Here is a 13,025-nt window from a genome sequence, read left to right on the forward strand (position 1 = left end):
CCAAAAAACAATGAGCAAAAAGATCAAATGCGCGCTGATCGGGCCGGGCAACATCGGCACCGATCTGCTGTACAAACTGATGCGCAGCGAGGTGTTGGAACCGGTGTGGATGGTCGGCATCGATGCCACTTCCGAAGGCCTGTCACGGGCCCGCGAGCTGGGCCTGAAGACCACTGCCGACGGCGTCGACGGCCTGCTGCCCCATGTCGTCGAAGACCAGATCCAGATCGCCTTCGACGCCACCTCTGCCTATGTGCACGCGCAGAACTCGCGCAAGCTCAATGCCCTGGGCGTGTTGATGATCGACCTGACCCCGGCGGCCATCGGCCCGTACTGCGTGCCACCGGTCAACCTTAAGGCACAATTGGGCCTGGGCGTGATGAACGTCAACATGGTCACCTGCGGCGGCCAGGCCACCATTCCTTTGGTGGCCGCTGTGTCCAGCGTGCAGCCGGTGGAATACGCCGAAATCATCGCCACCGCCGCATCGAAATCGGTTGGCCCCGGCACGCGGAAAAACATCGACGAGTTCACCCGCACCACTTCCAGCGCGGTGGAAAAAGTCGGCGGCGCGAAGAAAGGCAAGGCGATCATTATCATCAACCCGGCCGAACCACCGCTGATCATGCGCGACACCGTGCATTGCCTGACCGAAAGCGAGCCCGACCAGCCGGCAATCACCGCGGCCATCGAAGCAATGATCAAACAAGTGCAGCGTTACGTGCCCGGCTACAAGCTGGTCAACGGCCCGGTGTTCGACGGCAATCGGGTGTCGATCTTCATGGAAGTCGAAGGCCTGGGCGACTACCTGCCCAAGTACGCCGGCAACCTCGACATCATGACTGCCGCCGCCGCGCGCACCGCCGAGATGTTCGCCGAGGAAATCCTCAAGGGCGAGCTGGTGCTGCAAGCCACCGCCCAAACCGCCCACGCATAAGGAGCCGACCATGGATCTTCGCGGCAAAAGCATCACCGTTCACGACATGTGCCTGCGTGACGGCATGCACCCCAAGCGCCACCAGATCAGCCTGCAACAGATGAAAGACATCGCCTGCGGCCTCGACGCGGCGGGCGTGCCGCTGATCGAAGTGACCCACGGCGACGGCCTGGGCGGCAGTTCGGTGAATTACGGTTTCCCGGCCCACACCGACGAGGAGTATCTGTCGGCGGTGATCCCGCTGATGAAAAAGGCCAAAGTCTCGGCCCTGTTGCTGCCGGGTATCGGCACCGTCGATCATCTGAAAATGGCCTATGAGCTGGGGGTCAACACCATTCGCGTGGCTACCCATTGCACCGAGGCTGACGTCAGCGAACAGCACATTTCCCACGCCCGCGGCCTGGGCATGGACACCGTCGGTTTCCTGATGATGGCCCATATGAACAGCCCGGAAGGCCTGGTCAAGCAAGGTTTGCTGATGGAAAGCTACGGCGCCAACTGCATCTACCTGACCGACTCGGCGGGTTACCTGTTGCCCCATGACGTCAGTGCCCGGGTGGCGGCGATGCGCGCGGCCCTCAAGCCTGAGACCGAGATCGGCTTCCATGGCCACCACAATCTGTCGATGGGCGTCTCCAACTCCATCGCCGCGATTGCCGCCGGGGCCAATCGCATAGACGCCGCCTGCGCAGGCCTCGGTGCCGGCGCGGGCAACACACCGATGGAGGTGCTGGTGGCGGTGTGTGACCGCATGGGCATCGACACCGGTGTGAGCGTGTTCGGTATCCAGGACGTGGCCGAAGACCTGGTGGTGCCGATCATGGACTTCCCGATCCGCAGCGACCGCGATGCCCTGACCATGGGTTACGCCGGGGTCTACGGTTCGTTCCTGCTGTTCGCCAAGCGCGCCGAGAAGAAATACGGCGTGTCGGCCCGGGAAATCCTCGTTGAAATGGGGCGCCGCGGCATGGTCGGCGGCCAGGAAGACATGATCGAAGACACCGCCATGACCCTGGCCCGGCAGCGGCGGCAGGCGTAAAGCTCTCGTCGCCAGTTCTGACGCCTTCGCGGGCTTGCCCGCTCCCACAGTTTTCGTGTCGTACACAAAATCTGTGTACAACACGGGACCTGTGGGAGCGGGCTTGCCCGCGAAGAGGCCATGCCAGTCATCATCTATGGCGACTGACACACTGCTTTCGTCAACGCCAATCGGCGACGATGCCGTGTTCCAGCGCAAACGGTTGTGCAGCGATGGTGCGGCGTTGAAACGCCGGTGCTTGTTCGGCGGTGGCCAGCCACAGCATTACAGCCGCCGGTACATGGGGTGGCGCACTGCCGGCGCGCAGGGCAATCAGCCCTTTGTCACCGATGGTAGCCTTGAGCGCTTCGGTGGTGACTACACCTGGATTGAGGGTGTAAGCGCGCACGCCAGCTTCGCCAAGCTCTGTACTCAGCACCCCGGACAACCTCGACACTGCCGCCTTGCCCGCGCCATAGGCATATCCCCAGCCACCCTTGCCCGCCGCCACCGGCGGGTCGCTCTCACCGGCGCCGGAGGTGACGTTGATCACCACCCCGCCGCCGCGCGTCACCATGTGTTCGGCCACTGCACGGGTCAACAGGAACGGGGTAAGGATGTAACCCTGGAACATCCGCTCAAGGGTCTGCGCTTGCAGGTCCATGAACCCGGAGTTGAGGTCGCTGCCTTGGTAGATCGCGTTGTTGATCAGCACGTCGATGCGTCCGTACTCGGTCAGTACCGCCTGACAGGCGGCCAGGGCCGAAGCGCTGTCGAGCAGGTCCATCGGCACCACGAGTACCCGGCAACCAAGCTCGCGCAAAGACTGAGCAGTACCGTTGAGGCTGCCGGCCAGCGGCGCCCCGGCGGCATCGCGCAGGGCGTGCTCATGTTGTTCACCTTCGTTGAGGGTTCGGGCGCTGATCGCCAGGTCGAAACCGGCGCGGGCAAACGCCAGCGCCGCCTCGCGGCCGATACCCCGGCTGGCGCCGGTGATGAATGCCACTTTGTTCATGGAAGTTCCTTTTTAGAAGCGCGAGGCACGGACCATCGCATCCATGCCGCCATCGACGAACAACACGCTGCCGTGGATAAACGAAGCCTGCGGCGATTGCAGGAAAGCGACCACAGCTGCGATTTCCGCAGGTTGCCCGGCGCGACCCAGTGGCGCAACGAACTCACGTGTCGACTTGCCAAAACGTGCATCGTCCAGCGAAGCCTGGTGCAACGGAGTTTCGACCGCGCCCGGCGCCACCACGTTCACCCGCATGCCCTGCTTGCCCCAGCTCACGGCCAGGCTGCGGGTATGTTGGCTGATGGCGTATTTGGAAGCGGCATAGGCGACGTGCGGCTGGCCGAGGCTGTTGGCCAATTGCAGCGCCCGGGCCTCATCGCCGGCGATCATCGCTTCGATCTGCGCTTGGCCCTCTGGCCCCGAATGAGTGGCCGCCACCGAACCGATCACAAGCGCCGCCGGTTGCTGGCCCTTGGCCAAAGCCCCCTGCAGGCCGCCGAGCAACTGGCTGACGCCAAAGTAATTGACCGCAAGGATCAGGCCGCTGCTTGGCGCGGTGACACCGACCCCAGCGCAGCAGATCAACCCGTCAAGGACACCGCCACTGAGTTCAAGCACTTGCGAGATGGCCGCGTCACGCCCCAGGGGGGTGGACAGGTCGGCGATCACTTCGGCGTTGCTGCGATCGATACCGATAACCTGATGCCCGGCGGCGCGCATGGCGGCGGATACGGCGGCCCCGATTCCCGAGGCACTGCCGGTGATGGCTGTAATTGGCATGGTGGTTCTCCGTGATTGGTCCGCCCAGTATCGACAGGGCGATCACGGGACGGCATCGTCCGTGCGGACTAAAAAATGCGCTGCATCAATGACCGCGCCACAGGGCAGGATGGCCCGGTGGCGGGTTTGCAGGATCAGGCCTGACGATAGATCGGCACGGCCAGTTGAAGTGGCGGCACCTTGATTTTCTCGGTCATTTTCAACGCCAGTTGGGGCTTGCCCAGGGCCACCACGCTGTTGAGCATGATGCGCACCAGTTCGGTCTGGCGCCGCACGCCGGTCTTGGAGAAGATCGAGCGCAAGTGCGCCCGCGCAGTATTGCGCCGGATACTCAAAACCTCGGCAGCTTCCTCAAGGGACAAGCCGTTGGCCAGTTCCATGGCCAGGGCGGTTTCGGCCTTGGTCAGGTTGAACAGTTGCTTGGTCACCACTTCGCTGGCCAGGGACTTGCTCGACGCATCGCGGATGTACACCAGCGCCGCTGGCTGGCCCTTCTCCTCGGCCCAGTCCAGAGACGGAATCGACTCGACCACCACGCCAAGGTTGACCAGTCCCGAGGGGCGCGTCACCGACATGGCCTCGGCGCTTTTCGGCGCATCCGGGCAGAACGCGCCACGAATCAGGCGTTGCAGTTCACGGTTGTCGCTGGGATACGTAGCCTCCAGGCGCCCACCCACCAGTTTCAGGCCATCGGAACGGGCGAGGATTTCCTGGGCCACCGGATTGATTTGCAACACGCTGCCGCTTTCGTCGAGCACCAGGGTCGCGACCGATAACCGGCTGATGGCCTGGGAGTACAACTCGCTAAGCGATTCGCTGCGGTCTCGCAGGTTATGCAGTTGCGAAGCACGTCGCAGGTGAGGCAGGAAACTGGCGCACACCGCCCGGTCGTGGGCAGAGAAGTTGGAGCCCCGTTTGGGGCGAGTCATGCGAAAGCGCAGCTTTCCGCCGTCCGGGGTGGAAATATCGGCACACATCAGGTGGTACACGTCAAAGGGTTCGCAAAACATCTTGTAATACCCGTTCTGCTCCCATTGCGTGGGGCTCATGAGGTCGTCCACGGTGAACACATGGTCCAGCGGCTGGTTGGAAAAAGGCGAATTGGTTTGCGGGTAGGTCATGTAGCAGACATCACCGGCACCTTCGATGTCGCCGACGATGATCATGACGCCGGTATCAGGTTGATCCGGCACCCGCAGAATCAAGGTGACGTAGTTGGCATCGTAGAGCTTTAGAAAGCTTCTGAGGGCGTGAGCCATCAGTTTCGGATCGAGGGCGCCTTCATAGATCTCGCCCACCAACTGGTTGTAGCGCGTGAGGTCGAGGCCAAGGCTGGCCAGGGCTTCATGGGTCAAGTCACCATTTTGCATAGTCTTATCTCGCTCGGGTAAGGACTGGGTCCTTCCCTTGTTATTTTTATAATTTCGGCTGGGGGAGCCCTGGGCTCCCCCCCTTTCGACTGCTACTTGCCTGCCAGTTTCCCTAGCGCCCGCAGACTCCACAATAGGCCCGGCAGGTTTATTTTTCGCTCCCGATATCACGTGCCGCCGGGCTGTTTTTCAGGCGAAACTGCCCTTGAGCTGGTGCCGGCGTTCGTATCCGATCACCAACCAGCGGTCGCCCGCGATTGAACCAGGCGGCCAGCGCCGGCAGGAGGAAAATCGCCCCCAGCACGTTGACCAGGAACATGAACGACAGCAGCACACCCATGTCGGCCTGAAACTTAAGCGGTGCGAACGCCCAGGTGCAGACGCCAATGGACATGGTCACGGCCGTGAATACCGCAGCCGTCCCCCGTTGGCACATGGCCTGGTAGAACGCCTCGCGCAGATTGGACCCGCGCAGCATCTCGTGCTGAATACGTTCGTACAGGTAAATGCCATAGTCGACGCCCACCCCTACCCCCAGCGCCATCACCGGCAAGGTCGCAACCTTCAGGCCGATCCCGAGCATGGTCATTAGTGCGTTACAGAGGATCGCGACAATTGCCAGCGGTACCAGAATGCACAGCACCGCGCGGATCGACAAGAAAGTCAGCCAGCAAAACAATGCCACCGATCCGAATAGTGCCCCGAGCATGATCACTTCGGCGCGCTTGACCGCCTCGTTGGAGGCCGCCATCACGCCGACGTTGCCACCGGCCAGAAGGAATTCGACTTGCGGCGAGCTGACTTCAGCGATGATCCGCCTGGCTTCGGCGATCGCATGGCTGACAGTGCTGCCTTCATGGTCTGTCAGGAACACCAGGATCTGCATCTGCTGGCAGCCGTCGGTGACCAAGCCATCATCCGGCATATAGGCCCGCGCGCCCTGGCTCAAGCCACGGGGTGATCCCGGTATCGCCGCCCAGCGCGGATTGCCTTCGTTGTTGCCGGCAATCACCCGCTTGCCCATGTCCGCAACACTCTGGATCGACTGCACACCGGTGACCGTGCGCATGCGGAAATCGAAGGCTTCCACCGCACGCATCACCGCAGGCGAAAGGCAGCCCTCTTCGACACCCTTGACCTGGACGAACACCGACATCACATCGAGCCCGATGGAGTAGCTGCCAATGATCTTGCCATTGTCCTGGTTATAGCGCGAATCGGCCCGCAGCTCCGGCGCGCCTGCGCCGATATCGCCCACCGCCAGATCACGAGCCTTGTAGGCCCCGGCCGCCAGCAGCAACAGGCTGACAACAAACACCCCGAGCGCAGGCCCCGGCTCGGCGAGTGCCGACAGACGCCACCACAGGCGGTGCTTGCCCGTCGGTCGCGATTGCGCCCCAAGCAAGAGTGCAGGCTCCAGGCGTAGATAGGAAATGATCACCGGCAGCATCAGCTTGTTGGTGATGATCATCAACATCACGCCGATGCAGGCCGTCACCCCCAGTTCGTGAACGATGGGAATGTCGATCAGCATGATCACCGCAAACCCCAAGGCATTCATCAGCAAGGCCAGGGAACCGGGGATGAAGATCTTGCAGAACGCCGAGCGTGCCGCTTCCTTCGAGGTACTACCGGCCAGCACGTCTTGCTTCCAGGCGTTGGTCATCTGCACCGCATGGGACACGCCGATAGAGAAAATCAGGAACGGCACCAGGATCGACATCGGATCGATGCCCAGGCCCAGCAGCGGCAACAGGCCGAGCAACCAGACCACCGGCAGCAACGCAACCACCAGCGCCACCACTGTCAAGCGCAGGGAGCGCGAATACAGCCACAGCAGCACCCCTGTAATGACGAAGGCCACCACAAAGAAACCGATCACAGTATTCAACCCTTCAACCACATCGCCGACCAGCTTGGCGAAGCCGACAATGTTGATTTCGATATTGGGGCTGTTGTACTTGCCGCGGATCTCTTCCAGGCGCTTGGCGATCTCGACATAGGACACCGGCTGGCCGGTCTTGGGGTCAGTATCCTGCAGGTCGGCGCGGACCATGGCCGACTTCAGATCGTTGGCCACCAGGCGACCGACCTGACCGGAGGCCGCCGTGTTGCTGCGCACCTGCGCCAGGTCTTCGGTGGTACCGCTGAAGCGCGGTGGCACCACCACGTCGCCAAAGAATCCTTCCTCGGTAATTTCGATGTAGCGCACATTGGCGGTGAACAGCGACGTCACGCTTGGGCGGCTTACCCCGGAAATGAAAAACACGTCGTCGGTGACCTTGCGCAAGGTCTCCAGGTACTCGGCGTTATAGATGTCACCCTCGCCTTTCCAGCGCACGCTGACCAGGAAGCGGTTGGCACCGGTGAAGTAGCGACTGAACTTGAGAAAGTTGATCATGTATTCATGACGCACCGGGATCTGTTTGTTGAAACCCGGATCCAGTTGCGTGTGGGTGGCGCTGTAGCCCAGGCCCAGCGTCACCAGGACAAACAGTGCCAGCAGTCCCTTGCGCCAGGACATCAGATGGTCCGCGCACGTTTCGACGCAACGCGTCACCCAGTGTTTACCTTGATTCATTGCCCGCCTCTCATTCACTGGGTGGCCTGTGTGGCCATTAGGGCAGCGACGCTGCCACCTGATCCCTGCAATACCCCGCGCTCGCCACCCACCAGAAGGCGTGAGCCAACGATCGTCGCCGAGGTCAATGTGCCAAGCCCGGCGAGACGTCCGACACCGACCAACTCACCTTTCACATCCAGGCGTACTACCGAGCTACCCGCACCGACGATCACCAGGCCCGAGTGATCGGGGAGCACCACATGGCCGTACAACGGTAACTGGTTGCCTACTTTTATCTGAGTCCAGCTGTCGCCGAAGTCGTGACTGACGAACACATGCCCGCGCATACCGTAGGTCACCCAGTTATCTGCGCTCAGGCGTACGATGCCGAACAGCGAGCCGCTGTAGAACGCCGGCAAAGTCTGCCAGTGCCGGCCGCTGTCGGTGGTACGCAACACCAGCCCCTGTTCGCCCACCAGCATGCGGCGGCCATCGTTGCCACCGGCCATGCTGTTGAGGTGCGCGTTGTCGATCTCCAGGGACTGCGGGGTCCAGGTCTGCCCGCCATCCAGGGATTGATAGAACTTGCCGAAGCTGCCAAACGCTATGACGCTGTCGCCACCGCCGGTCCAGATGCCCAGCAGCGGTTCGCCCAGATCGCTGTCGTAACGAATTTCCTGCCAACTGCTGCCGGCGTCCTGGGAACGGAGGATCCAGCCGTCATGCCCGACGGCCAGCAAGCGCTTGTCGTCCAGTGCCACCACGGCTGTCAGGGTCGCATTGCGTTGCGCGGCGACATTGGCCGGCTGCCAGCTGACGCCCTGATCGTCACTGAGCAAGATACTGCCACGCTCGCCCACCGCAACCACCCGCGCCCCAAGATTGAGCAGGCCGTTGATCTGCACCCGGTCCGGGCGAGTGGCCAACAGTTGCGCTTGCGGTGGGGATTTGGGGGAAAAGGTGTAGCCAATGGTCAAGGCGACCACCAGGCAAACCGCGTAGCCGATCACCGAACGCATGAGCAACGCTCCTGTTCGGGGTTGACGTGGATAGGGCAAGTCATAGGGCCAATCCTCTTGTTTTTGTCACGCACCAGGCATGCGAGGCAATCGAGATGGGCGTTGCCTCTGGAGCAATAGTCGGCGCAAGGGATGGGGGGCACATCGTCCAAATGGCTTATGTAATGGCGCAAATGACGTGGGGCGTGAGTGGGGGGTATTCATGTGCAAACCGAACTGGCTGCCTTCGCCCTCCCTGTAGGAACTGGCTTGCCAGCGATGGCGTCAGGTCAGACACCGATGCGTCGACCGAACGGACGCCATCGCCAGCAAGCCGGCTCCTACAGGGGGATCTTCAACGGGGATCAGGCCATGTAAAGGATCACCAGGTCGTTGATCACCGACGGCCGATCCTGCCCCACCACATGAATGTTGAGCTCCAGGGTCAGTTGGGTGCCACGGGCCAGGATTTCGACTTTTTTCACCCGCGCCCGCGAATGGATGCGCGAGCCGGCCGGCACCGGAGCCGGGAAGCGCAGGCGATCGGAGCCGTAGTTGATTTGGGTGGTAAAACCACTGATCTCGTAGCCCAGCGCCAGTTTCATCCGCGACTGCAGCACCTGCACCAGCGCACCGTGTGCGATGGTGCCGCCGAACGGACTCTGCAGGCGTGCCCGCTCCGGATCGGTATGGATCCAGTAATCGTCACCCGACAACCGGGCGAAGTCGTCGATCAGGGCCTGGTCGACCACCACCACGTTGCTCCAGTCGCTGAACTGCTCACTGACCAGTGCCTGCAAGGCCGGCCCATCGTTAAGGTCGATCTGGTGCGCGGGCGGTTGCTCCGATGCCGCCGGCGCCGGCTTGCTATCTTGCGCGGGCAGCGGTTCAAGGCCCTGCGCATCCTTGTCCATCCCGGTGAAACGCAGCAGGCGGTTGCCCTTGGCGTCGACTTCGGCAAACACCGGCTGCAAGGACATACCGATCTGGATTTCGTTTTCCTCAAGGCCTACCAGGTTGGTATTGATGCGCACCCCTTCGGCCAACTCCACTACCGCCAGTTTCTGCGGCATCTCATCAATGAAGTCGGGCAAGGTTGCAATACGCGTCACGGTGTAGCTGTAAAGCCTCGCGGCGCCGTCGACTTCGCGCCAGGCCAGGTCATGTTCCAGGCACACCGTGCAATGTCGGCGTGGGTAGAAATTCCAGTGTGCACAGGCGTTGCATTGCTGGATCAACAGACGGCGAGCCTTCAGGCCCTCCCAGAAGGGTGCGGAAATTTGCGTCGCGACCGGCATCGGTTTGTTGTTGGACATGTGCTTATGCTCCCTGAAGAATCAATGCGCCCTGCTCGCTCATCACGCCGCCGGTGCCGGAGACGTAGACGCTGTCGCAACGGCCCAGTTGGCGTTCACCGGCGGTACCGGCGATCTGCGTCACCGCCTCGATCACCTGGCTCATGCCACCGGCCGAGGCCGACTGACCGAAACTCAATTGCCCGCCATGGGTGTTCATAGGGAAGTCGCCACGCCAGGTCAGGTCGTGTTCGCGAACGAAGGCCATGCCCTCGCCCTTGCCGCAGAAACCGGCATCCTCCAGGGTCAACAAGGTGGTGATGGTGTAGCAGTCGTAGATCTGCGCGGCATCGACGTCTTTGGGCTTGAGCCCGGCCATCGCAAAGGCTCGCTGGGAAGCCGGACCAATGGGTGTTTGCAGCATGTCCTCGGCATAGGACGGCGACTTGAACGCCAGGTGTTCACCAAACCCGGTAATGAACGCCGGACGTTTGCGGGCCCGCGCCGCCACCTCCTTGTTGGCGATGATCAACGCGGCGCCACCGGCCACCGGCATGACGATTTCCAGGACGTGCAACGGATCGGCAACCATTCTGCTGGCCAGCACCTGTTCGATGGTCAACGGTTGGCCATGGAACATCGCTTGCGGGTTGGCCAGGGCGTTGGTGCGCTGGTCAACGGCAATCTTGGCCATCGCCCGCTGGTCGTAGTCGTACTGAGCGGCATAACGCTGGGCGATCATTGCGTAGCCGGTGTTCTGGCCCATGTGCCCGTAAGGCAGGTCGAACTCGGCCTCGGGTGCGCCGAATGCCGTGCTGTGTCCACCGAATCGCATGGAGCGGGCCATCCAGCCGGCGTCCTCGTCAGGTCCCAACGGCGCCATTCGCGCAGGGATCACGCACAGGACCGCCTGGCACAGCCCCAGTTCGATCGCGGCGGCGGCGCGCCAGACCATGCCGACCGAGGTACAGCCGCCCAAGTCCACGACTTCGGCGAAGTTCAGGCGCAGGCCCAGGTACTCGGCGGCCATCGCCGGTACGAACACCGACGCTTCATGAAAATGCGGGCCGTTGATCACCAGCCCGTCGAGGTCCGAGGCCTTGAGCCCGGCATCGCGCAGCGCCTGGGCCGCGAGGTCGGCAACTTGTTCAAGGTGAAACATCCTGGGTGCGGTCGAATACTTCTCCGGTTTGTATTGTGCGGTGCCAACAATGGCCGCATGCCCTTTGAGCCCCATAGTGCCTCCATGCCGAAGCATTACGCTGCGGCGTTTTCAAGGTTGTGTTGAAGGTCCGGGCGCAGCAGAGCGACCCGGAACTTGAGTGGTCGATCAGAAGGTGTATTTCATCGAAAACGTGGCGTAGTCGCGGTCGGCGAACGGACGATCGATCGGGTCGGCTTCACCCAGGTAGGAGATGTATTTCAACCCGAGTTCCAGGTTGCCCAGGTACTTGAAGGTCGTGCCCATGCTCAGGCGTCTGTCACCGGCGACGCCGGAGATGCTTCCTGACATGGGCGTGGAGCCGCTGAAGACGTTGGAGAAGCTGAAGGGGACTTCCAGATCCCAGCCTTGGAAAACTCCCGGATAACTGAACGATGCGCCCACGGTGTAGGCGCTGGAAGACTTGGTGCGGTAACCCGCGGCTGTGCTGTAGGTGTAGTCATCGGAAGAGGCCACTAGAGGTGCCAGAGAAGGCAGCAGGTTTACGCCTTGCAGGTTGGGCGCCGCCGAAGTGGACTCGACGCTGTCAACCTGCACGCGGATGATTTCGGCAGTCAGGCTGGTCTGGCTGGCCCATGGACGGTCCCCCAGGATACGAATCGCCGACAGTTGCATTTGCTGCCCCTTGCCCTTGGCGGGCACCGCGCCAAGGCCGGTATTGACCATCACCGGCGCACCGTCGCGGTACGACCATTCGGCTCCGACCTGGGTATCGCCGATCTTGGTCGAGGCGCTGATACCGGTCAGTTTTATGTCTTCAAAGTACTTGATCTCGTAACCATTGCTGACGAAGGCGTTGCGGCCACCGCCTACTGGCAAAGCGTTGTAGCCGACCAGCGCGGTGGCCGGGTTCTTGTCGTGGTAGTTGACGTGAAACAGCGACAGCTCGAGGGCCGGTACCGGACGGAATCGCACCTGCACGCCCCACTGGCCACCATCGCTCGGTTCGTCGGTGCCGCGGTAGAGGATCTTCTGGCCGTTGGCGTAGATAAACTCGCGACCTGGCCCGACCACGTCGCTGCCTGACAGGTAGCTGCCCACCGGCGGCAGTTCAGTGCCCTTCCATTCGTATTGCACGTATGCACCAAAGGTCAGTTGGGGGTTCAGTCGGAACGAGCCGGAGAACTGGCCCACCGGCAAAAGGATTTCCTTGACCTCGACACCCGGCTGGGACGCTTTTACCGCGTCGGACGGGTTTTGTACGCCGTTCACACCCGGGTAGAACAGACTCTCGCCCCAGGATTCGATGTGTCGCCCGGCCTTGACGTCGAGCATGGTGTCGTTGTCAAAGCGCCAGCCGCTGAACACATAGGCATCCAGCATTTTGCTGCGACCGCCGCTGTAGTAGCGGGTGTCACTGGTGAACTCGTCGTTGCTGCCGCTTTTGTTCACGGTAGCGGGCGAATCGTTATCGTTTTCTCTGTGATAGACGTCATCGTAGAAGGTACTGCCGCGCACCACGGCGCCGTAGTTGTCCTTGCGCAGGATCATTTCCGCCAGCGCGCCCACGCGATTGGTGGTCAGGCTGCCACTGTCGAAGTTGCGGTTGGCATCGTCGGCGTTGATAGTCAGCAAGCGATCGCTTTGACTGCCAGTGCGTACACCGATGCCGTAGCTGGTGGTCACCGACCAGTCGATGGTCGCGCCGTTGTCGAACTCGAACGTCTCACCTGCCCAAACGGGTGTGGACACCAGCGCAATGGCTGCCGCCAGGCTGGTGAGCTGAAATGCGCCCGAACCGATGACCGTAAAGTTATTGTTGTTTTTGTTGATCACACTGATTCTCCTCAATGACAACCGGTTGGCTGCCTGGAATGTTCAACACTG

At 61.8% G+C, this 13,025-nt stretch carries 10 protein-coding genes; 2 read left to right on the forward strand and 8 right to left on the reverse strand.

Annotation, left to right across the window (positions count from 1 at the left end):
- Positions 1-10 precede the first annotated feature (10 nt).
- On the forward strand, positions 11-937 hold the full coding sequence (locus tag AC07OG_RS17430) for an acetaldehyde dehydrogenase (acetylating) (protein ID WP_060543461.1): 927 nt from the start codon (positions 11-13) through the stop codon (positions 935-937).
- Between the two features lie 10 nt (positions 938-947).
- On the forward strand, positions 948-1,976 hold the full coding sequence (gene dmpG / locus AC07OG_RS17435) for a 4-hydroxy-2-oxovalerate aldolase (protein WP_060543460.1): 1,029 nt from the start codon (positions 948-950) through the stop codon (positions 1,974-1,976).
- A 160-nt stretch (positions 1,977-2,136) separates the two neighbouring features.
- Here dmpG and AC07OG_RS17440 read toward each other — a convergent pair whose 3' ends face one another.
- From AC07OG_RS17440 to AC07OG_RS17475, 8 genes are all read right to left on the reverse strand, one after another.
- Positions 2,137-2,970 carry an SDR family NAD(P)-dependent oxidoreductase gene (locus tag AC07OG_RS17440; protein WP_060543459.1) on the reverse strand — a complete coding sequence of 278 codons (834 nt, stop codon included), beginning with the start codon at positions 2,968-2,970 and terminating at the stop codon, positions 2,137-2,139.
- A 12-nt stretch (positions 2,971-2,982) separates the two neighbouring features.
- Complete coding sequence (locus tag AC07OG_RS17445; RefSeq protein ID WP_495067599.1) at positions 2,983-3,750, reverse strand: SDR family oxidoreductase; 768 nt, start codon at positions 3,748-3,750, stop codon at positions 2,983-2,985.
- 134 nt (positions 3,751-3,884) lie between these two features.
- Entirely contained in the window at positions 3,885-5,120 is a 1,236-nt protein-coding gene (locus tag AC07OG_RS17450) for a helix-turn-helix transcriptional regulator (protein ID WP_060543457.1), read from the reverse strand.
- Positions 5,121-5,268: 148 nt separating this feature from the next.
- On the reverse strand, positions 5,269-7,701 hold the full coding sequence (locus tag AC07OG_RS17455) for an efflux RND transporter permease subunit (RefSeq protein ID WP_060543456.1): 2,433 nt from the start codon (positions 7,699-7,701) through the stop codon (positions 5,269-5,271).
- Positions 7,702-7,715: 14 nt separating this feature from the next.
- A complete protein-coding gene (locus AC07OG_RS17460) occupies positions 7,716-8,702 on the reverse strand; it encodes a WD40/YVTN/BNR-like repeat-containing protein (RefSeq protein ID WP_495067600.1) in 987 nt (328 codons plus the stop codon).
- A gap of 344 nt (positions 8,703-9,046) precedes the next feature.
- Entirely contained in the window at positions 9,047-9,997 is a 951-nt protein-coding gene (locus AC07OG_RS17465) for a bifunctional OB-fold nucleic acid binding domain-containing protein/MaoC family dehydratase (protein ID WP_495067601.1), read from the reverse strand.
- A 4-nt stretch (positions 9,998-10,001) separates the two neighbouring features.
- On the reverse strand, positions 10,002-11,213 hold the full coding sequence (locus tag AC07OG_RS17470; RefSeq protein WP_060543453.1) for a thiolase family protein: 1,212 nt from the start codon (positions 11,211-11,213) through the stop codon (positions 10,002-10,004).
- A gap of 93 nt (positions 11,214-11,306) precedes the next feature.
- A complete protein-coding gene (locus AC07OG_RS17475; protein WP_060543452.1) occupies positions 11,307-12,974 on the reverse strand; it encodes a DUF1302 domain-containing protein in 1,668 nt (555 codons plus the stop codon).
- Between the last annotated feature and the right edge of the window lie 51 nt (positions 12,975-13,025).

The sequence above is a fragment of the Pseudomonas sp. GW821-FHT09H03 genome, from assembly GCF_059415945.1.